The sequence below is a fragment of the Methylobacterium sp. J-001 genome, assembly GCF_022829565.1.
Lineage (GTDB): Bacteria > Pseudomonadota > Alphaproteobacteria > Rhizobiales > Beijerinckiaceae > Methylobacterium.
Genome location: NZ_JAKSYN010000115.1, coordinates 87,081 through 109,954, shown reverse-complemented (window position 1 = coordinate 109,954; position 22,874 = coordinate 87,081). Strand labels below are relative to the sequence as shown.

General features: G+C 68.6%; 24 protein-coding genes. 13 read left to right on the top strand and 11 right to left on the bottom strand.

All coding sequences use genetic code 11. From position 1 onward, the window contains the following. Nucleotides 1-67: 67 nt before the first annotated feature. The 4 genes from gnd (at nt 68) to MKK65_RS12980 (ending at nt 3,868) form a co-directional block, all read left to right on the top strand. Complete coding sequence (gnd, locus tag MKK65_RS12995) at nt 68-1,048, top strand: phosphogluconate dehydrogenase (NAD(+)-dependent, decarboxylating) (RefSeq protein WP_058191382.1); 981 nt, start codon at nt 68-70, stop codon at nt 1,046-1,048. A 10-nt stretch (nt 1,049-1,058) separates the two neighbouring features. Next, a complete protein-coding gene (gene pgl / locus MKK65_RS12990) occupies nt 1,059-1,784 on the top strand; it encodes a 6-phosphogluconolactonase (protein ID WP_243958099.1) in 726 nt (241 codons plus the stop codon). Nucleotides 1,785-1,891: 107 nt separating this feature from the next. Then, on the top strand, nt 1,892-2,959 hold the full coding sequence (locus MKK65_RS12985) for an HD-GYP domain-containing protein (RefSeq protein WP_243958098.1): 1,068 nt from the start codon (nt 1,892-1,894) through the stop codon (nt 2,957-2,959). 387 nt (nt 2,960-3,346) lie between these two features. Next, nucleotides 3,347-3,868 carry a cysteine dioxygenase gene (locus MKK65_RS12980; protein WP_243958097.1) on the top strand — a complete coding sequence of 174 codons (522 nt, stop codon included), beginning with the start codon at nt 3,347-3,349 and terminating at the stop codon, nt 3,866-3,868. 142 nt (nt 3,869-4,010) lie between these two features. On the opposite strand, the gene MKK65_RS12975 is transcribed toward MKK65_RS12980, so the two are convergent. Further along, entirely contained in the window at nt 4,011-4,472 is a 462-nt protein-coding gene (locus tag MKK65_RS12975; protein WP_243958096.1) for an Lrp/AsnC family transcriptional regulator, read from the bottom strand. Between the two features lie 38 nt (nt 4,473-4,510). Continuing rightward, complete coding sequence (locus MKK65_RS12970) at nt 4,511-5,650, bottom strand: 2'-deoxycytidine 5'-triphosphate deaminase (RefSeq protein WP_243958095.1); 1,140 nt, start codon at nt 5,648-5,650, stop codon at nt 4,511-4,513. A 262-nt stretch (nt 5,651-5,912) separates the two neighbouring features. On the opposite strand from MKK65_RS12970, the gene apaG reads away from it, so the two are divergent. The 3 genes from apaG to speG are packed head-to-tail and all read left to right on the top strand — an operon-like array spanning nt 5,913 to nt 8,073. Then, on the top strand, nt 5,913-6,305 hold the full coding sequence (gene apaG / locus MKK65_RS12965; RefSeq protein WP_007562424.1) for a Co2+/Mg2+ efflux protein ApaG: 393 nt from the start codon (nt 5,913-5,915) through the stop codon (nt 6,303-6,305). Between the two features lie 35 nt (nt 6,306-6,340). Further along, nucleotides 6,341-7,510 carry an acetylornithine deacetylase gene (gene argE, locus MKK65_RS12960; protein WP_243958094.1) on the top strand — a complete coding sequence of 390 codons (1,170 nt, stop codon included), beginning with the start codon at nt 6,341-6,343 and terminating at the stop codon, nt 7,508-7,510. 14 nt (nt 7,511-7,524) lie between these two features. Next, nucleotides 7,525-8,073 carry a spermidine N1-acetyltransferase gene (speG, locus tag MKK65_RS12955; RefSeq protein ID WP_280139118.1) on the top strand — a complete coding sequence of 183 codons (549 nt, stop codon included), beginning with the start codon at nt 7,525-7,527 and terminating at the stop codon, nt 8,071-8,073. A gap of 138 nt (nt 8,074-8,211) precedes the next feature. Here speG and MKK65_RS12950 read toward each other — a convergent pair whose 3' ends face one another. The 3 genes from MKK65_RS12950 to MKK65_RS12940 form a co-directional block, all read right to left on the bottom strand. After that, the gene (locus MKK65_RS12950) at nt 8,212-9,246 is read right to left on the bottom strand and encodes an Hsp33 family molecular chaperone (protein ID WP_243958092.1); all 1,035 of its coding nucleotides are present in this window, start codon (nt 9,244-9,246) and stop codon (nt 8,212-8,214) included. Between the two features lie 278 nt (nt 9,247-9,524). Beyond that, entirely contained in the window at nt 9,525-10,505 is a 981-nt protein-coding gene (gene argF / locus MKK65_RS12945; protein ID WP_243958091.1) for an ornithine carbamoyltransferase, read from the bottom strand. Between the two features lie 178 nt (nt 10,506-10,683). Then, the gene (locus MKK65_RS12940) at nt 10,684-11,874 is read right to left on the bottom strand and encodes an aspartate aminotransferase family protein (protein ID WP_243958090.1); all 1,191 of its coding nucleotides are present in this window, start codon (nt 11,872-11,874) and stop codon (nt 10,684-10,686) included. 283 nt (nt 11,875-12,157) lie between these two features. On the opposite strand from MKK65_RS12940, the gene MKK65_RS12935 reads away from it, so the two are divergent. The 5 genes from MKK65_RS12935 (at nt 12,158) to MKK65_RS12915 (ending at nt 16,709) form a co-directional block, all read left to right on the top strand. Next, entirely contained in the window at nt 12,158-12,631 is a 474-nt protein-coding gene (locus tag MKK65_RS12935) for a RidA family protein (protein ID WP_058191403.1), read from the top strand. Between the two features lie 2 nt (nt 12,632-12,633). Next, nucleotides 12,634-13,383 carry a glycerophosphodiester phosphodiesterase family protein gene (locus tag MKK65_RS12930; protein WP_243958089.1) on the top strand — a complete coding sequence of 250 codons (750 nt, stop codon included), beginning with the start codon at nt 12,634-12,636 and terminating at the stop codon, nt 13,381-13,383. A 441-nt stretch (nt 13,384-13,824) separates the two neighbouring features. After that, nucleotides 13,825-14,184 (top strand): helix-turn-helix domain-containing protein, encoded by a 360-nt coding sequence (locus tag MKK65_RS12925; protein WP_243958088.1) that lies wholly within the window; start codon nt 13,825-13,827, stop codon nt 14,182-14,184. A gap of 90 nt (nt 14,185-14,274) precedes the next feature. Further along, nucleotides 14,275-15,552, top strand: a complete 1,278-nt coding sequence (locus tag MKK65_RS12920; protein WP_243958087.1) for a GNAT family N-acetyltransferase — start codon at nt 14,275-14,277, stop codon at nt 15,550-15,552. Continuing rightward, the gene (locus MKK65_RS12915) at nt 15,549-16,709 is read left to right on the top strand and encodes a M20 aminoacylase family protein (protein WP_243958086.1); all 1,161 of its coding nucleotides are present in this window, start codon (nt 15,549-15,551) and stop codon (nt 16,707-16,709) included. The genes MKK65_RS12920 and MKK65_RS12915 overlap by 4 nt, the downstream gene beginning before the upstream one ends. A gap of 9 nt (nt 16,710-16,718) precedes the next feature. Here the strand turns inward: MKK65_RS12915 and MKK65_RS12910 are convergent, their stop codons facing one another. The 4 genes from MKK65_RS12910 to MKK65_RS12895 all read right to left on the bottom strand — a co-directional run bounded on the left by MKK65_RS12910 (nt 16,719) and on the right by MKK65_RS12895 (nt 19,561). Beyond that, nucleotides 16,719-17,255, bottom strand: a complete 537-nt coding sequence (locus MKK65_RS12910) for a TetR/AcrR family transcriptional regulator (RefSeq protein WP_243958085.1) — start codon at nt 17,253-17,255, stop codon at nt 16,719-16,721. A 23-nt stretch (nt 17,256-17,278) separates the two neighbouring features. Then, nucleotides 17,279-17,746: a DUF1348 family protein gene (locus MKK65_RS12905; protein ID WP_058191419.1), complete on the bottom strand. Its 468-nt coding sequence runs from the start codon at nt 17,744-17,746 to the stop codon at nt 17,279-17,281. A gap of 122 nt (nt 17,747-17,868) precedes the next feature. Beyond that, entirely contained in the window at nt 17,869-18,648 is a 780-nt protein-coding gene (locus MKK65_RS31370; RefSeq protein ID WP_058191420.1) for an AraC family transcriptional regulator, read from the bottom strand. A gap of 10 nt (nt 18,649-18,658) precedes the next feature. Then, nucleotides 18,659-19,561: an alpha/beta hydrolase gene (locus MKK65_RS12895; RefSeq protein ID WP_243958084.1), complete on the bottom strand. Its 903-nt coding sequence runs from the start codon at nt 19,559-19,561 to the stop codon at nt 18,659-18,661. Between the two features lie 534 nt (nt 19,562-20,095). Between MKK65_RS12895 and MKK65_RS12890 the strand changes: the two genes are divergently transcribed. After that, nucleotides 20,096-20,698 (top strand): PAS domain-containing protein, encoded by a 603-nt coding sequence (locus tag MKK65_RS12890; RefSeq protein WP_243958083.1) that lies wholly within the window; start codon nt 20,096-20,098, stop codon nt 20,696-20,698. Nucleotides 20,699-20,758: 60 nt separating this feature from the next. On the opposite strand, the gene MKK65_RS12885 is transcribed toward MKK65_RS12890, so the two are convergent. After that, entirely contained in the window at nt 20,759-22,408 is a 1,650-nt protein-coding gene (locus tag MKK65_RS12885; protein WP_243958081.1) for a TadG family pilus assembly protein, read from the bottom strand. Continuing rightward, nucleotides 22,405-22,809, bottom strand: coding sequence for a TadE family protein (locus tag MKK65_RS12880; RefSeq protein ID WP_243958078.1), 405 nt, complete (start codon nt 22,807-22,809; stop codon nt 22,405-22,407). The genes MKK65_RS12885 and MKK65_RS12880 overlap by 4 nt, the downstream gene beginning before the upstream one ends. Nucleotides 22,810-22,874: the final 65 nt, after the last annotated feature.

Here is a 22,874-nt window from a genome sequence, read left to right as displayed (position 1 = left end):
CTGAACCACCCCCACCCCTGACCCCTCCCCGCAAGGGGGAGGGGAAAACTCCGAGGAGATGACGACAATGCAACTCGGCATGATCGGCCTCGGCCGGATGGGCGGCAACATTGTCCGGCGCCTCCTGCGCGACGGGCACACAGCCGTGGTGTTCGACCAAAACCCGGCGGCGGTGGCCGGGCTGGTGGAGGCCGGCGCGGTCGGCGCATCGAGCCTGGAGGATCTGGTCGCCAAGCTCGAGGTTCCGCGCACCGCCTGGGTCATGCTGCCGGCGGGCGCGATCACCGAGGAGGCGGTCAAGGCGCTCTCCGACCTGATGCAGGCGGGCGATTGCGTCATCGACGGCGGCAATTCGTTCTACGGTGACGACGTACGCCGGGGGATCGAGCTGAAGGCCAAGGGCCTGCACTACGTCGACGTCGGTACCTCGGGGGGCGTCTGGGGGCTGGAGCGCGGCTATTGCATGATGATCGGCGGCGACACGGAGACCGTCGACCGCCTCGATCCGATCTTCAAGACCCTGGCGCCGGGCGTCGGCGACATCCCCAAGACGCCCAACCGCGAGGGTCGCGACCCCCGCGCCGAGCACGGCTACATCCATGCCGGGCCGATCGGCGCCGGCCATTTCGTGAAGATGGTCCATAACGGCATCGAGTACGGCCTGATGCAGGCCTATGCCGAGGGCTTCGACATCCTGAAGCACGCCAATTCCGAGGCGCTTCCGGCCCAGCGCCGCTTCGACCTGAACATGGGCGACATCGCCGAGGTCTGGCGGCGCGGCAGCGTCGTTTCGTCCTGGCTGCTCGACCTGACCGCGCAAGCGCTCGCCGGCGACGAGAACCTTCAGGACTTCTCCGGCTACGTCGAAGATTCCGGCGAAGGCCGGTGGACGATCAACGCCGCCATCGAGGAGAGCGTGCCGGCCACCGTCCTGTCCAATGCCCTGTACCGCCGTTTCCGCTCCCGTGAGCAGGAAAGCTACGCCGACAAGCTCCTCTCGGCCATGCGCAAGGGATTCGGCGGCCACCAGGAACCGAAAAAGTCGTGAGTACCGGCCGATGAGCCTTCCGACCGGCACCCATCTCCTGCCCGATCCGCAGGCGGTCGCCCGCGAGGCGGCCGAGCGGCTGATCGTGGCCTGTGGCGAGACCGGGTCCGAGCGGATCGCGATCTGCCTGTCGGGAGGCTCGACCCCGAAGGTGCTCTACGGCCTCCTCGCCGGCCCGGACTATGCTGCGCGGGTACCGTGGGAGCGGATCCACTGGTTCTTCGGTGACGACCGGGTGGTCCCCTGGGACGATGAGCGCAGCAACGTCCGGATGGTCCGCGAGGCGTTCGGGCACGGCTCCCGGATCCCCTCGACCCATCTGCACTTCATTCCCTCCGACGCGGGCGCGGAGGTCGGGGCCCGGGCCTATGAGCAGACCCTGCTCGACTTTTACGGGTCCGAAACCCTCGACCCCGTCCGGCCGCTGTTCGATCTTGTCCTGCTTGGCCTCGGTGAGGACGGTCACACCGCCTCCCTGTTCCCTGGCAAGCCGGCGGTCGATGAGACCGCGCGGCTGGTCGCCCCCGTGCCCGAGGCCGGTCTGGAGCCGTTCGTACCGCGCATCAGCCTCACGCTTCCCGCCTTAGCCTCCTCTCGGCATGTGCTGTTCCTGGTCACCGGCACCGGCAAACGCCCTGCCCTCGCCCGTCTCGGCGCCGGGGAGGACCTGCCCGCGGGCCGAGTCGCCAGCGTCGGTGATGTGGCCTGGCTTCTCGACGCGGCTGCGGCTGGCTGAGCCCTGAATCCACCGTTACGGTCTGGCAAGGCGGTCGCGCTAGACCGGTCTGGCAGCTGCGCGGTCCGACCGCGCCGCGGGGGCGGTCCCATGCCACGAAGGGCCAGATGCGCGCGGGCACCGTCGTCCTCTACACCGATCAGCCCGCCCGGCGCGCCGACCTCTTGCGCGCCCTCGAGCCGTTCGCGCCCTGCACGGTGCTGGATGCCGCCGCCTCGGCGCCCGTTGAATCCTGTCTTGCCCTGGTCGTCGATCTCGACCTACTCCAGCCGTCCCCGCTCGTCGGACTGCGGACGCTGATCGCCGCCTCCCCGGCCCTGCCGCGGATTTTCCTGATGCGCAGCATGGGCGCCCGCAGCCTCTCAGCGGCGCGCGGGCTCGGCGCCCGCCTCTGCCTGCCGGAGGATACGCCGGTGGAAACCGTGGCCGAGGCGCTGCGGGCACAGCTATTGCCCACGGCGGCCACCGCGAAGCCCGTCGCGCGCGGCAACTCTCCGCTGGTCGTCCAGGCCGCCGACAAGGCCGGCGCGGTCATCGCCAACCTGCTCGATGCCGCACGAGACTCGGGCACTGTCGATGCCGCCCTGGTCAATGACGGCCTGGAGCCGATCCTCGGGGCGATCGGCCAGGGTGGCCTGACCTCTTGGCTCGACACGGTGCGCGCCTACGACGACGCCACCTATCAGCATTGCCTGCTGGTGGCGGGCCTCGCCGCGACCTTCGCGATCGACCTCGGCTTCTCGGCAGCCGACCGCCAGCAACTCGTGCGCGCCGCTCTGGTCCATGATGTCGGCAAGGCCAAGATCCCCCTCGCGATCCTGAATAAGGCCGGTCCCCTGGACCCGGCGGAGCGGGCGGTGATGCGCACGCATGCCGCCCTGGGTCACCAGATCCTGGTCCAGGCCGGAGGCTTCGACGACGCCGTATTGAAGGTGGTGCGCCACCATCATGAATTGCTCGACGGTTCGGGCTATCCGGACGGCCTCTCCGGCGACGCCATCGACGACATCGTCCGCCTGATCACCGTCTGCGACGTCTACGCCGCCCTGGTCGAGCGCCGTCCCTACAGGGCCCCGATGCCGGCCCCCGAGGCCGTGAGGATCCTCCACGGCATGGACGGCAAGCTCGACCGAGCCCTGGTGCGCGCCTTCGAGCGCTCCGTCGCGGGGTCCTGACCGACGCTGCCGGGTGCCGAAGCACGCCGGCCCCTTTCTCCCGCGCCGTCCTTGCGTGCGCAGCGAAGCAACCCAGGGAAACGCCACCTTCGGAGATCACGCGCCGCACCGGGTTGCTTCGCTGCGCTCGCAACGACGGTGGTTGAGCGGCGCGCGGATCGATTGGGCCTCGCATATAGCGGGGCCCATATATTGCGCCTCTGGAGCGAGATGGGCCGAGGCATGACGCATCTCGTCCGTTGGGAGGATTGTGATTTCGCCAGCATCCCATTTTGCGCAATCACATTGCCCGCTTGGGCCCTCCTTGCGCGAACTTCGCAACCCGTCTTCCGCACCTCCACGCTAGGCTTCGTCCAGCCTGACGGAGCGCATCCGAGGAGATCGCGAATGACCCCGCTGACCCATCCGGCCGAAGTCGAGGCGATGCTGGCGGATCTCGCGCTTGCAGCCCGGCGCTCTTCGGCCGCCTACCTGGCTTCTGCCCGGACGACCCTACTCAATATCCTGGCGCGGCCGGACTTCCTGGACCGGACGCGGCTCGTCGCGCCGCCCGGGGGGCTCGGCCGCAACCTGCTGTTCGGCAACCGAGCGCTCAGCGTCTGGGCCATGGTGTGGAACCCCGGTGCGGTCACGCCCGTGCACGATCACCACTGCTCCTGCTGCTTCGGCCTGCTCAGCGGCAGCCTGCGCGAGACCTGGTATCGCCCAATCAGCGAAACGCACGCGGTCGCGACCCTGGATGTGGTTCGCAGCCCAGGCTACGTGGCCTGCATGATGCCGTCGGGACCGAACCTGCACCGGATCGCCAATGATGGCCCGGACGCGGCGATCTCGATCCATGTCTACGGTTACGATCACCGGGAGCAGGCTTCCTCGATCCACCGCACCTACGCGATCGCGGAGGGGTGACGTGACACCCACACTGTCATTGCGAGCGGAGCGAAGCGACCTAGGGAAACGCCAGCGTTCTGAGACCGCCCGCGACACTGGGTTGCTTCGCTACGCGCGCAATGACGGTGGAAGCGGTCATCGATCGTCCAACCCGAAACCGTCACTCCATGTATAGCGTCGGCACGGCGGTCGTATACTTCATCTCCTCCATGGCGATGGAGGAGGACAGGTTCGAGAATTCGAGCTTGGCGATGAGCCGCTGGTAGACGGCATCGTAGGTCTCGATGTCGGGCACGACGATGCGCAGCAGGTAGTCGATCTCGCCGGTCAGGCGCCAGGCCTCGACGATCTCCGGGAAGCCGGCGACCACCCGGCGGAACGCGTCGGACCAGTCGGCCGCGTGGCGGGGCGCCTTCACGGCCACGAACACCGTGGTCGGCACGTTGACCTTGCGCCGGTCCACCAGGGCGACCCGGCCGCGGATCACGCCCGAGGCCTCCAGCTTCTTGACCCGGCGCCAGCACGGCGCGGCGCTCACGCCGACCCGCTCGGCCAGCTCGGCGACCGGCAGTGTCGCGTCCTGCTGGAGAACGTCCAGGATTTTTCGGTCCACCGCGTCCATGCGAAAGCTGCTCCCGCGCGGGGTTCGGGTTGCCCGGGCTACAGGAAGAAGTGCTTCGAGAGCTTCAGCCCCTGGGCCTGGTAGTTCGAGCCGGCCCCCGCTCCATAGAGTGTCTTGGGGACCGCCAGCATCCGCTCGTAGACGAGCCGGCCGACGATCTGGCCGTCCTCCAGCAGGAACGGCACATCGCGGGAGCGGACTTCGAGCACCGCGCGGGCGCCCGCCCCGCCGGCTCCGGCATGGCCGAAACCGGGATCGAAGAATCCGGCGTAATGCACCCGGAACTCGCCGACCAGCGGATCGAACGGCACCATCTCGGCGGCGTGGTCCGGGGGGACCTGCACCGCTTCTTTCGACGCCAGGATGTAGAACTGGCCGGGATCAAGGATCAGGGCACCCGAGCCGTCGGCCGCCAGGGGCTCCCAGAAATCCACCGCCCGGTGGCGGCCCGGGGCGTCGACATCGACAAGTCCGGTATGGCGCTTCGCCCGGTAGCCGATCAGGCCGTCGAATCCGGACAGGTCCACCGAGACCGCGAGGCCGCCCTGGAAGGACGGGGCGTTGGAATCGACCAGGGCCGAGCGCAGGTGCAGCTGGCCGAGTTCCATTTCGGTCAGCCGCGGCGACCCCTGGCGGAAGCGGATCTGCGACAGGCGCGAGCCGGTCCGGACCAGCACCGGGAAGGTGCGCGGCGAGATCTCCGCGTAGAGCGGCCCGGTATATCCGGGCTCGACTTGGTCGAATGCCTCGCCGCGGTCGGTAATCACCCGGGTGAACACGTCGATCCGGCCGGTGGAGCTCTTCGGGTTCGCGGCCGCCGCAAGGTTGCCCGGCAGCGCCAGGCTCTCCTGCAATTCGGCGATGTAGACGCAGCCCGTCTCCAGTACCGCGCCGGGGCGCAGGTCAATCTTGTGCAGTGACAGACGCTCGACGCAGGCCTGGACCGTCCGGGTCGCCCCCGGAAGGAAGCTTGTGCGGACCCGGTAGGCGGTTGCGCCGAGGCGCAGGTCGAGGCTCGCCGGCTGGATCTGGTCGCCCGCAAAAGCCTCGGCCACTCGGATACCGCCCGCCTGCGCCAACGCGGCGATCGCCTCGGCCGGTAGGATGCCGGAGCGGGGCCCGGCGCTCGGATCGGCGGTGCCCGCCTCGGCGGCCTGCTTGCCTGCGCCCGCGTTCATCGCGCCTCGACTCCTTCGCGCGCCTCCGGGTGGATCCGCGTCCGGATACGTTCTCCGCCGGGACTGGCTAATGTCGGCTTAATCGAGTGCGCGAGGCGCCCGGTGCCGCACTCGGATCCCATCGAATGGGCCTGCGGCATCATCCACGCGAGGTAGTCCGCCGCAATTGACGGGGATTTCACCGCCTACTACCACCGCCTGTGAAGCGTGTTCAGTTCGTTTTCATCGAATCGCACCGTTCGAAGAAGGGCCTTATAGGGCGATGTACAAGGCCGAGACGCGGGGAATTCGTGTGACCGTTCAGCCGCGCTTCGTCGAGGAAGAATCCTCGCCGAACGAGAGCCGATACTTCTTCGCTTACACGGTCGAGATCGTGAACACCGGCAGCGAGCAGGTGCAGCTGCGCTCCCGCCACTGGCGCATCATCGACGGTCATGGGGCCTGCCAGGAAGTGCGCGGCACCGGTGTGGTCGGCAAGCAACCCGTGCTGGAGCCGGGCGAGTCCTTCTGCTACACGAGCGGCTGCCCGCTCAACACGCCCGATGGGTTGATGGCTGGCAGCTACACCATGGCGACAGTGGCCGGCGAGAGCTTCGAGGCCGAGATTCCCGCCTTCTCCCTCGACAGTCCGCACGTCCGCCGAAGCCTGCACTGAGGTTCCGGTTCCGGGGCCTCGCTCCGGAGGGATCCATGTCTGGGAACGGCGAGCGGCTCAGTCCGCTCGACATGCTCGCCCGCCTCGTGTCGTTTGATACCGAGAGCGACAGGTCGAACCTCGCCCTGATCGATTCCGTCTGCGCCTATCTCGACGGTTGGGGTGTCCCCTACCTGCGTTTGCCGAACGCCGCCGGCGACAAGGCGGCGCTGTTCGCCACGATCGGCCCGATGATCGAGGGCGGTGTCGTCCTCTCCGGCCATACCGACGTGGTCCCTGTTGCGGGCCAGTCCTGGACCAGCGACCCCTTCACCCTGCGCGTCGCCGACGGCCGGGCCTATGGCCGCGGCGCGGTCGACATGAAGGCCTTCGACGCCTTGGCGCTGGCGCTCGTGCCCGACATGCTGGCGGCTAATCTCAAGCGGCCGATCCACATCCTGCTGTCCTACGATGAGGAGACCACCTGCCTCGGCTCGATGGACGCGATCACCCGGTTCGGCGCCGACCTGCCGCGCCCCGGCGCGGTGATCGTCGGCGAGCCGACCGGGATGGAGGTGGCGGACGCGCACAAGAGCATCGTCACCTGCCTGACCACGGTGTACGGCCATGAGGCCCATTCCGCCCGGCCTGCCCTGGGGGCGAACGCGGTGGCGGCGGCCTGCGAACTCGTCGCCGGCCTCAACCGGATCGCCGATCGGATGATCGAGCGCGGCGACGCGTCGGGGCGCTTCGATCCGGCCGCGACGACGGTCCATGTCGGGACGATCCACGGCGGCACGGCGCGCAACATCCTCGCCAAGGAGTGCCGGTTCCACTGGGAGTATCGCGGCCTGCCGGACCTCGACCCGGGCGAGATCCCGCGCCTGTTCGCCGAGGAGGTCGACCGGGTGACGCGCGAGCGCCTGAACCGCTACGGTGATTACGGGCGAATCGAAACGCTGGAGGAGGTCGACATTCCGGGGCTCGCACCCGAACCCGGATCCGAGGCCGAGCGGCTGTGCCTGCGGCTCGCCGGGCGCAACCGCACCATCGCGGTGCCCTACGCCACCGAGGCCGGGCGCTTCCAGCAGGCCGGGATCCCGACGGTCGTGTGCGGACCGGGTGACATTGCCCAGGCCCACCAACCCGATGAATTCATCACCCTCGACGCGCTCGACAAGGGCGAGTGGTTCCTGAGGGCCCTGATCGAGGCTTACGCGTCATGAACGCGCTCACCGGCATCACCATCAAGCTGCGACCGCTCGAACGCGAGGACCTGCGCTTCGTCCACCAGCTCAACAACAACGACAGCATCATGCGCTACTGGTTCGAGGAGGCCTACGAGTCCTTCGCCGAACTGCAGCAGCTCTACGAGCGCAACATCCACAACCAGACCGAGCGCCGCTTCATCGTGGCCGATCCGACAGGCGAGCCCGCGGGGCTGATCGAGCTCGTCGAGATCAACCATCTGCACCGGCGCTGTGAATTCCAGATCGCGATCCACCCGAGCTTTCAAGGCCGGGGCTACGCTTGGCAGGCAACGCGGATCGCCATGGATTACGCGTTCAGCGTCCTTAACATCCACAAGCTGTACCTGCACGTAGATCGCGACAATGCGCGAGCGGTGCGCATCTACGAGCGCTGCGGCTTCCACCCCGAAGGCGTCCTGAAGGACGAGTTCTTCGTGAACGGCCGCTATCGTGATGCCGTGCGGATGTGCCTGTTCCAGCCCGATTACCTCAAGAACCGCGGCCGCGGCGACATCGCCGAACCGGTGCTGAAGGTCTGAGCGAAACCACGCGGGAGGGGTCGCCCAGGCCCATTCGTGTTTCCGGGGCGACCCGGCGGGCGGGCTCCGCATGCGACGCTGCCCGCCCGGTGGTCTTGTTGCCGGCTTGCGCGCTCCCGCCCATTCCCCATGGAACCGCTACTGATTCGGCTGTCCGCCGATCTCGGCCTCGACCTCCTGTGGGTCGAGATCGTAGCGGCGGGAGCAGAATTCGCAGGTGATGACGATGCGGCCGTCGTCCGCCACGATGTCCTGGCGCTCCTGCGGCGAGAACGAGCGGATCATACCCATCACCCGCTCCCGCGAGCAGCGGCAGGCCTCCTGCACCGGCTGGCGGTCGAACACCCGCACCCCGCGCTCATGGAACAGCCGGTAGAGCAGGCGCTCGCTCGAGACGCTTGGATCGACCAGTTCATGATCCTCCACCGTGCCGACGAGGGAGCGCGCCTCGACCCAGGCATCGTCCTCGACGGCCTGCCCCGACAGGTGCGTGTGGCCCTCCGGGATGTCGCCCGGCGGAAGGTCAGCCAAGCGGGCGCGGTCGATCGACTGGGGCAGGAACTGCACGATCAGGCCACCGGCGCGCCAACGGCCTGTGCCCTCTTCCACCGCTTCGGCCACGGCGAGGCGCACCTGCGTCGGGATCTGCTCGGACTGGCGAAAATACTGGTGTGCGGCTTCCTCGAGGCTCTGACCTTCCAGCGCGACGACACCCTGGTAGCGGCTGGCCGCAGAGCCCTGGTCGATGGTCATGGCCAGATGGCCGGCACCGATCAGGTCGGCATCCTTCAGGGGGCGCTCACCCAGGGCGGCGACCCGTTCCGCGTCGAACCGCGCGGTGGCGCGCAGGCGGTCGGGCGCCTCGAAATCGACCACGATCATCGCCACCGGGCCGTCGGTCTTGGTCTGGAGCTGGAACCGGCCTTCGAACTTGAGCGACGAGCCGAGCAGCACCGTCAGCGCGGCGGCCTCGCCCAGAAGCCGGGCGACAGAATCGGGGTAGCCATGGCGGCGCAGGATCGTGTCCACCGCGGGACCGAGCCGGACCAGGCGCCCGCGCACGTCGAGGGCCTCGACCGCGAAGGGCAGGACGGCATCGTCCTCGCCGTCGTGGCCGTTGCCGACAGGTTGCCCGGCTTGCGTCTGGGATTGCGACTCTGGTCCTGAGGTCATGCCCGCTCCGATCGATACGTCCGGCTCCTGCGGCGGCCGCTCCGACGTGCCGGGGCGCAGATCCCGCTCCGGCGAGGAGCGGGATGGCGTGAGGAACAGGGCCCGTCCGGAACGATCTGATCCCTCACCCCGCCCGCGCCCGCACGGGAGAGGGGGCGCATCGCGCCACATCCGTCGCCGGGATGCTGCCATCCGGCAGCCGTGATGGGGATACGGGCCGCAAACGCCACCCGCTTAGACGCATATGGGGCGCGATGCCGGAAAGCGCGAGCCCGGGATCAGGGCGCCTCCGTGCCGAGGCACCAAGCCAAGATCCCTTTCTGCGCATGCAGGCGGTTCTCGGCTTCGTCGAACACCACGGAGCGCGGCCCATCCATGATCTCGGCGGTGACCTCCTCGCCGCGATGGGCGGGCAGGCAGTGCATGAAGATCGCGTCCGGGTTGGCGGCCGCCATCAACTTGGCGTTCACCTGGTAGGGGTTCAGCAGGTTGTGGCGGTGACCTTCGTCGTCGTCGCCCATCGAGACCCAGCAATCCGTCACCACGGCGTCGGCGCCCTGAACGGCCGCGAAGGCGTCGGTGGTGACGTTGATTGACGCGCCCTCGCCCTTCGCCCAGGCGATCAGGCCCGGGGGCGGCGCGAGCTCGGGGGGGCTGGCGATGTTCAGGCTGAAGTCGAGCCGTGCGGCGGCGTGGACCCAGCTCGCCAGGACGTTGTTGGAATCACCCGACCAGGCCACGGTACGCCCCTTGATCGGCCCGCGATGCTCCTCGAAGGTCATCACGTCGGCCATGATCTGGCAGGGATGCGAGACCTTGGTCAGGGCATTGATCACCGGCACGGTGGCGTGCTCGGCCAGTTCCAGCATCTGACCATGATCGAGGATGCGGATCATGATCGCGTCGACGAAGCGCGACAGCACCTGAGCGGTATCGCCGATGGTCTCGCCGCGGCCGAGCTGCATCTCGGAGCCGGTGAGCATCAGGGTCTCGCCACCGAGTTCGCGCATCGCAACGTCGAACGAAACGCGGGTCCGGGTCGAGGGCCGGTCGAACACCATTGCCAGGGTCTTGCCCACCAGCGGGCGCTCGACGGCGCGCTCGCCCTTGCGGCGGCGCGCCTTCATGGCGGCGCTCGCGTCGAGCACCCCGCGCAGGTCCGCCCCGGAGAAGTCCTTGAGGTCGAGGAAGTGGCGGGGGCCGGCACCCTTCAGGTGCGGGGCTGGGGCACGCGCCCGGCCGTCAATCTGGGCTTTCATCGCGTCACGTTCGCTAGAGCCTGCTCCACGATCACCTGATCATGAACGACACTCTATCTCCTGGTGGGGGCATTCTCGTCACGCACGGCGGGGATCGACCGCACCCGAAAATGCTTCGCACCGCCCCGCACCGGAACGCGGCGCAGGGCGGTGATTCTTGTACAGCGGGATCCAGCTGCTATTCGGCCGCTCCGCGCAGGGCCTCGAAGGATGAAGCGGCCTGATCGAGCCGCCGCACCGCCTCGTCGATCTCGCTGTCGCCGACGATCAGTGGCGGCAGCAGGCGGACGATGTTGTCGCCGGCCGGGATCACCAAGAGGTGGGCGGCCCGGGCGGCGGCGGCGAAATCGGTGTTCGGGACGCCGAGCTTGAGGCCGAGCATCAGCCCCTCACCGCGGATCTCCTGGATCACGTGCGGATGGCGGTCGCGCAAGGCAGCGAGCTTCTGCTTGAGCAGGAGCCCGGCATGGGCGACGCGGTCGAGGAAGCCGTCCTCCAGCACCACGTCCAGCACGGCATTGCCGACCGCCATGGCGAGCGGGTTGCCGCCGAAGGTGGTGCCGTGGCTGCCGGCGGTCATGCCGCGGGCCGCCTCGCGGGTGGCGAGGCACGCGCCCATCGGGAAGCCGCCGCCAATGCCCTTGGCGACGCTCATGATGTCGGGGGTGATGCCGGACCATTCATGGGCGAACAGCTTCCCGGTTCGCCCGACGCCGGTCTGAACCTCGTCCATGATCAGCAGCAGGCCATTCGCGTCGCAGATCTCGCGCAGGCGGCGCAGGTCCGCATGCGGGATCACCCGTACGCCCCCCTCGCCCTGGATCGGCTCGATCATCAGGGCGGCGGTCTCCGGGCCGATCGCTGCCTCCAGCGCGTCGTAATCGCCGGCCGGGACCTGATCGAAGCCGTCGACCTTGGGGCCGAAGCCCTCGATGTATTTCTGCTGGCCGCCGGCCGCCAGCGTCGCCAGGGTCCGCCCGTGGAAGGCGCCCGCGAAGGTGACGATCCGGTAGCGCTCCGGATTGCCGCCGGCCGCGTGGTACTTCCGGGCGATCTTGATCGCCGCCTCGTTGGCCTCGGCCCCCGAGTTGCAGAAGAACACCACGTCCGCGAAGGTCGCGTCCACGAGGCGCCGGCCGAAGCGCTCGCCGCCGGGGATCTCGAACAGGTTCGACGTGTGCCAGATCCGGTTCGCCTGCTCCGTGAGCGCGCCGACGAGATGCGGATGGGCGTGACCGAGGCCGTTGACCGCGATGCCGGCGCCGAAATCGAGGTATCGCTCCCCGGCTTCCGTCACGAGCCAGGCGCCCTCGCCGCGCTCGAAGGCGAGCGGCGCGCGGACGTAGGTCGGCAGAAGGGCTGACGTCACGGATCCCGTCTCCGTATCTTAGAAAGGCCCGGAGCAAGCCATAGCCGGCTCCAAATGAAAGTGCCGCCTCGTCATGGGCGGCACGCGCGCGATTACTATGAATCGACCGCCTCCTGTCAACGTTGCACGGACCATGCCGCGCGCACGGCCGCTCTGCGCGATGCTTGCGCGAACCGAATTTCGCGGTGCCTGAATGGGCTCGTCCCCCTGGCCCATGCTCTTGCGCGGCGGGGGGCGGTCATGCTCCAGCTCGCGCAGATTCGAGTCAGCGCGGGAGAATCGCATGAGCACGATCAAGGACCGTCTCGAGAAGCTTGGCCTCACCCTGCCGAAGGCGGCGGCACCGGTCGCGAACTACGTGCCGTTCGTTCGCACCGGCAACCTCGTGGTCATCTCCGGCCAGGTCTGCTTCGGTGCGGACGGGACCATCGCCCCAGAGCATAAGGGCAAGGTCGGCGGCAGCGTCTCGCCCGAAGCCGGCAAAGCGGCTGCCCGGCTCTGCGCCCTCAACGTCCTGGCCCAGCTCGAAGCCGCAGTGGGCGATCTCGATCGCGCGTTGGAGCAATGCGTGCGGCTGGGCGGCTTCATCAACGCCGCGCCGGGTTTCTCCGCTGTGGCCGGGGTCATGAACGGCGCCTCCGACCTGATGGTCGAGCTTCTGGGCGATAGCGGCCGCCATGCCCGCTCGACGGTGGGTGTTGCGGAACTGCCCCTCGACGCCGCGGTCGAGGTCGAGGCGATGTTCGAGGTCCGTTAGGCGTGGCTGCTCCCGACTGGCTTACCGCGCGGCCGATCGCCCATCGCGGGCTGCACGACCGGGCGGCGGGCCGGCCGGAGAACACCCTGGCGGCCGCCCGCGCCGCCATCGCGGGCGGCTTCGCCATCGAGTGCGACGTGCAGCTGAGTTCCGACGGCGAGGCGATGGTGTTCCACGACGCCGCCCTCGGCCGGCTGACTGAGGCGAGCGAGGCGATCGGGACCAAGTCCGCCGCCGAGCTTGGGAGCCTGTCCGTGGCCGGGACGTCGGAGAGGATCCCGACGCTCAAAGAATTCCTGGCTGCGGTGGCCGGGGCGGTGCCTGTCGTGGTCGAGGTCAAATCGCGGTACGACGGCGATCCGCGGCTGGCGATCCGCGCCGCCGAGATCGCCGTCACCTATGCTGGTCCGGTGGCGGTGAAATCCTTCGATCCGCAGGTGGTCGCAGCACTCCGCGACCTGTGCCCGCCGGCAATTCCCCGCGGGATCGTCGCCGAGACCACGCAGGATGATCCGGCCTATGCTGCCATGCCCTGGGCGACGCGTCGGGCTCTGTCCAATCTGCTGCATTTCTCGGAGTCGCGGCCGGACTTCCTGTCCTGGCGGGTCGATGACCTGCCCTGCGCACCGACCTACCTGTGCCGGCTCCTCAGCCGCATCCCGGTGATGGCCTGGACGGTGCGGACCGAGGAACAGCGTGCCCGCGCTGGCACGCACGCGGACCAGATGGTGTTCGAGGGGTTCGTGCCGTGACCGGTGCGGCCGGGGAGCGCCATCGGATCGCCGGGCGCCGCCTTGGGCTGGGCTTGTCCGCGCGCGATGCGACGGTTCCGGTGGCGCATCCGCCTCGATCTAGGGTGGCTCTCGATATGACTCAGCTTTCGCCCAGCGAAACGGCACGCCGCGCAGTCTTGAGCGAAATACGCTGACAGCGTAGAAAGTCCATGGACTTCGACTGAGATCCGGCAAAGCACGCGACGGTGTTGTCTGAGCGCGGCTTCAGCTTCGCCGACGCCGTTGCGATCTTCGGCGGTCCGGTCCTGGTCCGGCGGGACGCCGGCTGGATTATGGAGACGATCGGCACATCGCCGTTGGCTGCGTTGGCGCCGATTTCTTCACGGTCGTCTACACCGACAGCGGTGCGGTGCGGCGGATCATCATGGCCTGGAGATCCAACCGCAAGGAGAGAGCGGCATGGCAAAGATCAGTCTCGCCGACGCCTTGAACCGGCCCTCGACCATCGATCGCGCGAAGCTCGACGCCACCGCGGAGGGCGAGATCCGGGCTCACATGATCGAGGATGGCTTCGACCCGGATGAGCAAATCCCGGATGCGGCCTGGCGCGTCGAGCGCCCGCCGGCCGAGATCCGGCAACGCTTCGGGCTGACGCAGGAGCGATTCGCTGCGTTCATCGGCGTGCCGCTGGCGACCTATCGGAACTGGGAGCAGGGCCGGACATCGCTGCCCAGCGGAATCCGGGCCCTGTTCGACATTCTGGATCGGGAACCCGAAGCATCCCGGCGGGCTCTGGGGCATAAGACCGAAGCAGCTTGAGTTTCATCTGTCACCCATCTGACAAGGCCGCCGGCCAGCCGCGCGCATCCGCCCGCTTGCCCCTCTGCCCACCCCGGCTAGATTGAGCCCATGAAGCAAGAACCCGGGCCGGCGCCGGAGACCCCCACGCTCACCGTGCGGGCGATCACCGGCTTGAAGGAGATCGGCGCGGCGGCCTGGGATGCCTGCGCATTCTCCCCCGAGACCCTGGCGGCGGGCGATGAGACCCACAATCCGTTCGTCTCGCACGCCTTCCTGTCGGCGCTCGAAGAGTCCGGCTGCGTCTCGCGCAAGACCGGCTGGCTGCCGCTCCACGTCATGGTCGAGCGCGACGGCACGCTGCTTGGCGTGGCGCCCTGCTATCTGAAGTCGCACAGTCAGGGCGAGTACGTGTTCGATCACGGCTGGGCCGACGCCTACGAGCGAGTCGGGGGCGCCTACTATCCGAAGCTCCAGGTCAGCGTGCCGTTCACACCTGTGACCGGCTCCCGCTTCCTGATCGCCCCGGGTGCCGATCCTGACGAGGCCACCGCCGGTCTCGTCGCGGGGCTGCGGGCGCTGCGGGGCGAGACCAAGGCCTCCTCGATCCACGTCACATTCATGCGTGAGGCCGAGTGGGAGCGGGCCGGGGCTGCGGGCTTCCTGCAGCGCACCGACCAACAGTTCCACTGGGAGAATGCGGGCTACGCGAGCTTCGAGAACTTTCTCGAAGCGCTCGCGTCCCGGAAACGAAAAAACATCCGCAAGGAGCGGCGCGATGCGCTGGCGCCGGGGATCACCGTCGAGCACCTCACCGGCGCCGACATCACCGAGGCCCATTGGGACGCGTTCTACGCCTTCTACATGGACACGGGCGCCCGGAAATGGGGGCGCCCCTACCTCAACCGCCGGTTCTTCGGGCTCTTATCCGAGCGTATGGCTGACCGGGTGCTGCTGATCATGGCGCGGCGGGACGGCGCCTATATCGCCGGGGCGATCAACCTGATCGGCGACACGGCGCTCTACGGGCGCAACTGGGGCTGCACCGAGGATCACCCGTTCCTGCATTTCGAGATCTGCTACTATCAGGCGATCGATTTCGCGATCGCGCGCGGCCTCAAGCGGGTCGAGGCCGGGGCGCAGGGGGAGCACAAGCTCGCCCGCGGCTACAAGCCGGTGCTGATGCACTCCGCCCACGACATCGCCGACCCGGCCTTCCGTCGGGCGGTGGCCGATTACTTGCAGCGGGAGCGCGCCCACGTCGCCGAGGCGGTGGACGTCCTCGATACGCTCACGCCGTTCCGGCGGACGGACGAGGTCCGCGCGCCCGGAGCCTGCGACGATGCGGCAGAACCCGCACGACCCGCCCCCGAGAGCCCGAACACATGAGCCCGATCGATCACATCAAGACCTATGCCGACGAGCTGACGGCCCTGCGCCGCGACTTGCACGCCCACCCCGAGCTGGGCTTCGAGGAAGTACGCACCTCCGGCATCGTCGCTGAGCTTCTGGAGAAGTTCGGTTGCGAGGTGCATCGCGGCGTCGGCGGCACCGGGGTGGTCGGGCTGCTCAAGGGCCGGACGGATAACGGAAAGCGGATCGGCCTGCGCGCCGATATGGATGCCCTGCCGATCGAAGAAGAGACCAACCTCCCCTACCGCTCGACCTATGCGGGCAAGATGCACGCTTGCGGCCATGACGGCCACACCACGATGCTGATCGGGGCCGCCCGCTACCTCGCCGAGACCCGCGATTTCGACGGCACGGCCGTGTTCGTGTTCCAGCCCGCCGAAGAGGGCCGCGGCGGTGCGCGGGCGATGCTGAAGGACGGGCTGTTCGAGAAGTTTCCCTGCGACGAGATCTACGGCCTGCACAACCAGCCGGGCGGCGGTCACGGGCGGATCAAGCTGCGCCCCGGTCCGATCATGGCGGCGGCCGATTTCTTCGACATCCGCATCCGCGGAAGGGGCGCCCACGCCGCCCAGCCGCACGGGGGCAACGACCCGATCATCATCGCCACCGGCCTCGCCCAGGCGCTCCAATCGATCGTCTCGCGCAACGCCGACCCGCTGAAGTCGATCGTGCTGTCGATCACCAGGATCGAGGCCGGCACCGCCTACAACGTCATCCCGGAGACGGCGCATCTGGCCGGCACGATCCGCACCTTCGACAAGGAGATCCGGGCGCTGGCCGGCACCCGCATGCACGAGATTGCCGCCGGCTTCGCGGCTGCCTACGGGGCCGAGATCAAGGTCGATATCCAAGACATGTTCTCGGTGCTGGAGAACGCTCCCGAGCAGGCGGCGGCCGCGACTGCGGTGGCGACCGAGCTGCTCGGGCCCGACAATGTCGAACCGAACGCCGTGCCGAGAATGGGCAGCGAGGATTTCGCCGACATGGCCCAGGCGGTCCCGGCCGCCTATGTCTGGCTCGGCTCGAACCCCGGTCCGGGTCTGCACAACGCCAGCTACAACTTTGACGATTCGATCATCCCGATCGGCAGCGCCTTCCTGGCCCGAATGGTCGAGAGCCGCACCGCCGCCTGATCCGGCGCCTCACTTCGCTGCGGTCGCCACGCGTGACCGCAGCGTCGCAAGGGCGCGGGTGAAGAGCGCGGGCTCGTCGAGTGCCCGTGCGAGCACGATCGCACCCTGGATCTGCGCGACGATGTCCTCCGCCAGCGCCACGCTCGCTGAGTCGCTATGGCCCGCCCGTCGCAGGGCACCGGCCAGGGCGTCGACCCAGCGGGCGAAGTAGCCGCGCACCGCCTCGGCGAACAGGTCGCGGCTCGTACCGAGCGCCAGGACCCCGACTAGGCAGACCCGCCGCCCGGACCGGAAGTAGTGGTCGACGGACTCGAACATGTCCGAGATTGCCGTCTCTGGCGGATCCTGTTCGCGTAGCGGCCGATACAGGTGTGACTCGAACCAGGCGTCGATCTCCGCGATCACGCAGGCCGCCATCTCGGCCTTGCCGCCCGGGAACAGGTGATACAGGCTGCCCTTGCCGAGGCCCGTCGCCGCGCTGATCAGCGCCAGGCTGGTGCCCGCATAGCCGTGCTCGCGAAACACTTCCGCGAGCGCCGGCACCATGTCGCTCCGCGTCGTCACTGCGCCTAAAGGCCGAGATCGCTCAGGCCCGGATGATCGTCGGGGCGCCGGCCGAGGGGCCAATGGAATTTCCGGTCGGCCGCCGCGATCGGTAGATCGTTGATGCTGGCGATCCGTCGCTGCATCAGACCGTGCGCGTCGAATTCCCAGTTCTCGTTGCCGTAGGAACGGAACCACTGTCCCGTCGCATCGTGCCACTCGTAGGCGAAGCGCACGGCGATCCGATTGCCGCTGAAGGTCCACAGTTCCTTGATCAACCGGTACTCGAATTCATGCGCCCATTTGCGCTCGAGGAAGCCCACGATGGCCTCGCGCCCGGTCAGGAACTCGCTGCGGTTCCGCCAGACACTGTCCGGCGTGTAGGCGAGCGAGACCCGCTCGGGATCGCGCCCATTCCAGGCATCCTCGGCCATCCGGGCCTTCTGGGCGGCGGTCTCCTCGCTGAAGGGCGGGAGGGGCGGGCGTTCCGACATGGGCATGTCCTCGCGAGTTTGTACCGATCGGTACAGGGATGGACGCGTGGCTTTGCCAAGTCAACGGGAAGGGTGCTTGAGCCGGAATGGCGCTTGCGGTGGATGCCTCACGCCATCCACGATCAGCGCAGTGCTGGATCGGCGTTTTGGGCCCGGTAGGCGGCGGGCGCGGCACCGATCATCCGACGGAACATGGACGCGAAGGCGCTCGGGCTGTCGTAGCCCAAGGTGAGCGCTGCCTCGGTCACCGAGCCGCCGCCGACCAGGATGGGGAGCGCGGCCAGGACGCGGGCCTGCTGTCGCCAGACCGAAAACGGCACGCCGAGATCCCGCTCCGCCAGCCGCGCCAACGTCCGCGGCGAGACCCCCGCGACCTGGGCCAGCACCGCCATATCCTGCCGCGCGCTGGGATCGGCCAGGACGGCCTCGCAGGCGCGCCGAAGCCGCGGATCGGTCGGCATGGCGAGGCGCAACGGGCAAGAGGGCAGTGCAGCCACCTCGTCGAGCAGGACATCGAGCAAGCGATTGTGTCGCCCGTCCGGGTCGGCTTCTCCGCCGCCTTGGATCGCCCGCAGGATCAACGCGCGCAGGAGCGGCGTCACCGCGAGGCTGGTCGGTACGGCCGGCAGAGTTGCCGGGACGGCACGATCGGCGATGTAGAGGGTCCGGAGCGAGACCGCGCCGCGGGCGCGCAGCGCGTGATCGATCCCGGCGCCCACCCAGAGCGCCCGCTGCGGCGGTACGAGCCAGAGGCTGCCGGCTGCGCGGATCTCCATCACGCCGGCCGTGGCGAAGATCAGCTGCGCACGGGCGTGACAATGTGGGCCGACGGTCCCGCCATCGGGGTAGTCGCCGGCGACGCAGATCACCTTCGGGCTGCTGAAGGAGGGAGGACCGAACACGGATGGATCGTCAGGCCGCCGGCGCACCGAGATGGGTCACGAGAAAGTCGCGCGCGGCCGTGCTGGTGCGGTCGAAGTGCCGGAGATACGGATCGAAATGGCCGCCCGGGACCATCACGATGGTCTTGGGCGGCAGAGCGCGCTGATAGGCCTCCAGGCACAGGTCGGTGGCGGTCAGGACGTCGTCCTCGGCCACGATCATCAGCAGCGGCGTCGGGCTGATCCGGGCGATATGTACCCCCGGCTCGTTCTCGCGGGAGAGTTCGGCGCTGCGCAGCGTCACCGCGTTCTGCCAGTTCGGCGCGAAGGCGCGCGTGCCGGTGAAGAAGGCGTGACTGTCCGGTCCCGGCATCGCGCAAGGCTGAAGCGGATCGGCCGACACGGCCGGCAGCATGGCCGGCCCCTCGTCGCGAAAGCGGGCGGCGCGGTCGGCCTCGAAGCGGCGGAGCTGCGCCGGGACGAGATCGGCCCGGGTCCGGCGCTGCGCCGAGAGCGAGCCGCTGATAAACGGCACCTGCGCGACCACGCAGCGGACCCGGCGGTCGATCGCCGCTACCTCGATCACGTGCCCGCCGCTGTAGCTCGTGCCCCAGATCCCGATCCGTGCAGGATCGATCCATGGGATCGTCTGCGCGAAGCTGATCGCATCCCGGTATCCGCGCTTCTGCAGCACCGGATCGACCTCCTGCCGGGGCAGGCCTTCGCTGGCGCCGAAATTGGCATGGTCGTAGACCAGGATGCCGAGGCCCGCCGCCTGGAAGACCTCCGCGTAACGGTCGAGATACTGCTCTTTGACCGCCGAAAAGCCGTGGGCCAACACTACGGCGCCCGACGCGTTCTCCTGCGCGCTCGGCTGGTAGACCCAGCCACGCAACTTCCGCCCCTCGGAACAGAACTCGACATCCCTTCGCATCGGCCGCTCCCTGAAACACCGGGGCATCGTGCCGAACACTCCATAGATCGGCGCCGGAGAACCGGTCAAAGAACGCCGCGTATCGGCAAAAGCGTCGTGTCGCACGATCGTTCTTCCCGGCGTCGACAGCCAAGGCGATCGGTGTAAGTCTTGGGTCCAAAGCAACGTGGAACGCGACCCGCCCGAGCGGGCAGTGCGATTGGGGAGGCTTATGGCGCCAGACATTCGGGAATCGCGGGCCGCGCTCATTCTGCTCGCGGCGGTCGTCGGGGCCGTGCTGCTGTTCGGCGCGTTCACACTGATCACGCAGATCGGCTGACGAGCTTACCCTAAAGTACAACCATTGCGGGAGCTCCGATCAGGTAAAAAGTCGCGATCCACCGCGTCAGCGATCGGCTTTGCACCGGTTCGTCAGTAGACTGACCTGCCTGGACGCCAGGTTGCGCGGTTGAGTTAACCACCTCTTAATTCCATCATGGGTTGTATGGCCGTGAAGGAAGCGTGCGAGGGGCACGCCGGTGTCGGAGATCGCCCATGGTTGTCGATGCGATCAAGCGCACGCGCGGCCTGCCGGTGGATCTGTCGGCAGCCCTCGACGCGTCCGGCGTCATCGGTGCCTGGTCGTGGTCGCCCCGCTCTGATCGCTGCATCCTGGATGCCGGCGCCGCCGAGGTGCTGGCAGGTGATCCCGGGCTCGTCGGCCGTCCGCTTCCGCTGGAAATCGCCAGATCCTGCATTCATCCCGAGGATCGGCCCGCCGTGGTGCGCCACTTCCAGGCGGTCTGTGAGCGCGGGGGCCTGTTCGTAGCCGAATACCGCACGCTGTCGCCGGCCGGGCAGGTCCGCTGGATCCTCGATCGCGGCCGCGTGCCCGCCGCCGGGTCGAGCCGCCGGACCGGACACGGCCTCATCCTCGACGTGACCGACAACCGGCGCGACGACGAGCCCGAAATCCCTGCACAGGTCGAGCCGCTGGATGCGCTCTCTGTGGCGATCGACCGGGCGATCGAGTGCCGCGATGCGCTCGGAGGAGTTGCGGATTCGGAGCTGCAACTCCTCATCGACATGCTGCTGCTGCGCCTTGGGCAGAGCATCGCCAAGGGGGCTACCGGCACCGGAGCTCGGCGCGCGCACTAAGCGGCCGGAGGCCGGTGCCTCGCGACGTCGATCGGTCCGACCCGTAGGCGGGCCGCCGACTCACTGCACCAGCACAGCCTGGCTGCAGAGGGTTCCGTCCATCTCGACATCCGCGTAGCCGATCCGCAGGCCGAGGCTCTGCAGGACGGCGTTGAGCACCAGATCGAGGGGCGCGGCGGCCAGGCCGAGCGTCGTCGCGAGAGAGGTCTGGAGCAGCGGGGTCAGGCCGAAGCCGTTCAAGTTGAAGCTGAGATTGCCCAGCAGGCTGCCGGTCAGCGACTGCGCGACGTTCGTCGACGACACCGTGCGCACGGTATGGTTGGCGATATCGGCATCCGTGAAGGTGAGTGTCTGCGTGTTGGAGCTGATGTTCGTTACCGTCCGGCCGCCGATATTCGCCAGCGGCAGCGCGATCAGCACGGCCGGCTGCGACAGGTCTGGGCTGGTCGTACCGCCGTTGATCGAGGCGCGGTTCACCGCAGCAATGGCCAGTGTCGCGAGCCCGGTCTGCGCCTCGATGGTGGCCTGGCGACCGCCGCTGGGCCCCGAGCACGTGAGCGTTCGGAGTGTCGCCTGGGCGGAGGCGACCTCGGCGTAGATCGGCACGTAGACGGTGCCGAGCCCAAGTGGGGCCGAAATTGTGGCCTCGATCAGCAGTCGGGTCTGGGCGGTTTTGACCGTGGCGTTCGGGCTGCCGGGTCGGACCCATCCGGAACTGCGGCGGCGCTCGCCGATCGCCAACGTCAAGCGCGTGGAGAGCAGCCCCGGCACGGTGCCCCCGAGATCGATCGCAACCTGGTTCTGTCCGTTGGCGAGCGACGCGGTGGCGGCCAAGAGGTCCATCACGTCCAGCGACGGGCCGGCTAGGCCGCGTCCGGGGGCCAGAGCCGCCACATCGCCCAGGGCATCGACCTGGCCGACAGGAACGAGGTTGCCGGCATTCGGCAGCGCGTTGAGGATGCTCGAGAGGGCCGAGACCGCAGCGGAATTCCCCTGTGCGGCGACCCGCATCGCCATCAGCAACTGACCGACGCTCGCATTCGCCTGGACGATGTCAGTGTAGTTGGCCGCCTGCAGGTTGAGGCTTGCTGCCAGCGCATCGAGGACGCGCAGGCCATCGACCTTGGCGCTGGCCAATGCGTTATAATCGCTGACGCCCAGCGACAGCTTCGCTCCGAGCAATGCGCCGAGGACGGCGTTGGCGATGCCGCCACTCAACGCCGCGGTGCCCGAGCCGATGGTGAAGGCTGCGAACTGCGCGCTGGCTGCCGTGCCGGCGACCCGGATCGGCACGGTGGCCGGCAATCCGATCGCCCGGCCGAAGGTGACCGGCACCGTGGTCGACAGGCCGACCCGGACGGCGTTGGCGGGATTCGCGCCAGAGTTGAAGCGGCTGCCTGGGACGACGTTGGGCGCGCTGGCATCGTAGCCGCCGGTCGCCACCGTGGCCCGCGCCGGATCGTAGCCGTTATCGACGAGCGACCGGCGGGCGACCGTGTCCGCCTTGGTCGGGTCGACGGCCGCCAGCATGGCGGCGATATCGGCCGCGCCCTGCGCCTTGCGCCGAGCCTGAAACACCTGTCCGAGGTCGATCCCGACGGCGCCGGCGCCCATCAGCAAGGAACTGCCGAGCGCAACCAGGATCACGACATTGCCGCCCCGGGCCTGGCCGAAGCGCCGTGCGCGGAGAGCGGCCCGCCATACGGTCACAGACCGCCCTTTCGGACGCTGATGCTGCTGCGCAGGATGGTGGGCAGCATCGGGATCAGCTTCGCGAAAACGTTGATCCCCAGCGTGTTGGCATCCAGGGTCACGGTGACCGTGTAGAGCGTGGCATCGTTCGGATCGGGGCCGACCGAGACCTTGATGCTGTCGGGACGGAACATCGCGCCGCTGCTCAGGCTGCGGGTCACCATGGTCTGCGCGAGGGTCGCGCGCTCGGTATCGGTGACGCCGGCGATGGAGGCCCGGGCCGCCTCGGCGGCGATCTGGCGAAGGTTGTGGGCGGCGCCCAGGCAGATGCCGAAGACCGTGATGCCGGCAAACAACATCAGTACCACCGGGGCGACGAGGGCGAATTCGACCGCCGAGCTGCCGCTTCGGCAAGCCAAGCCGGGGCGTCCGCTTCGCCATAATCTTTGGAGCCAGCCCATCGAAACGCCCTCCGGGGGCACGC

Coding starts and splice junctions, on each gene's coding strand:
- MKK65_RS12970 (WP_243958095.1), bottom strand. CDS start 5,650: ATGAACGCGGGCGCAGGCAAGCAGGCCGCCGAGGCGGGCACCGCCGAT.
- MKK65_RS12915 (WP_243958086.1), top strand. CDS start 15,549: ATGAGCCCGATCGATCACATCAAGACCTATGCCGACGAGCTGACGGCC.
- MKK65_RS12925 (WP_243958088.1), top strand. CDS start 13,825: ATGGCAAAGATCAGTCTCGCCGACGCCTTGAACCGGCCCTCGACCATC.
- MKK65_RS12920 (WP_243958087.1), top strand. CDS start 14,275: ATGAAGCAAGAACCCGGGCCGGCGCCGGAGACCCCCACGCTCACCGTG.
- pgl (WP_243958099.1), top strand. CDS start 1,059: ATGAGCCTTCCGACCGGCACCCATCTCCTGCCCGATCCGCAGGCGGTC.
- MKK65_RS12980 (WP_243958097.1), top strand. CDS start 3,347: ATGACCCCGCTGACCCATCCGGCCGAAGTCGAGGCGATGCTGGCGGAT.
- MKK65_RS12895 (WP_243958084.1), bottom strand. CDS start 19,561: ATGCGAAGGGATGTCGAGTTCTGTTCCGAGGGGCGGAAGTTGCGTGGC.
- MKK65_RS12910 (WP_243958085.1), bottom strand. CDS start 17,255: ATGGTGCCGGCGCTCGCGGAAGTGTTTCGCGAGCACGGCTATGCGGGC.
- gnd (WP_058191382.1), top strand. CDS start 68: ATGCAACTCGGCATGATCGGCCTCGGCCGGATGGGCGGCAACATTGTC.
- MKK65_RS12975 (WP_243958096.1), bottom strand. CDS start 4,472: ATGGACGCGGTGGACCGAAAAATCCTGGACGTTCTCCAGCAGGACGCG.
- MKK65_RS12950 (WP_243958092.1), bottom strand. CDS start 9,246: ATGACCTCAGGACCAGAGTCGCAATCCCAGACGCAAGCCGGGCAACCT.
- apaG (WP_007562424.1), top strand. CDS start 5,913: ATGTACAAGGCCGAGACGCGGGGAATTCGTGTGACCGTTCAGCCGCGC.
- argE (WP_243958094.1), top strand. CDS start 6,341: ATGTCTGGGAACGGCGAGCGGCTCAGTCCGCTCGACATGCTCGCCCGC.
- MKK65_RS12935 (WP_058191403.1), top strand. CDS start 12,158: ATGAGCACGATCAAGGACCGTCTCGAGAAGCTTGGCCTCACCCTGCCG.
- MKK65_RS12890 (WP_243958083.1), top strand. CDS start 20,096: ATGGTTGTCGATGCGATCAAGCGCACGCGCGGCCTGCCGGTGGATCTG.
- argF (WP_243958091.1), bottom strand. CDS start 10,505: ATGAAAGCCCAGATTGACGGCCGGGCGCGTGCCCCAGCCCCGCACCTG.
- MKK65_RS12985 (WP_243958098.1), top strand. CDS start 1,892: ATGCGCGCGGGCACCGTCGTCCTCTACACCGATCAGCCCGCCCGGCGC.
- MKK65_RS12905 (WP_058191419.1), bottom strand. CDS start 17,746: ATGTCGGAACGCCCGCCCCTCCCGCCCTTCAGCGAGGAGACCGCCGCC.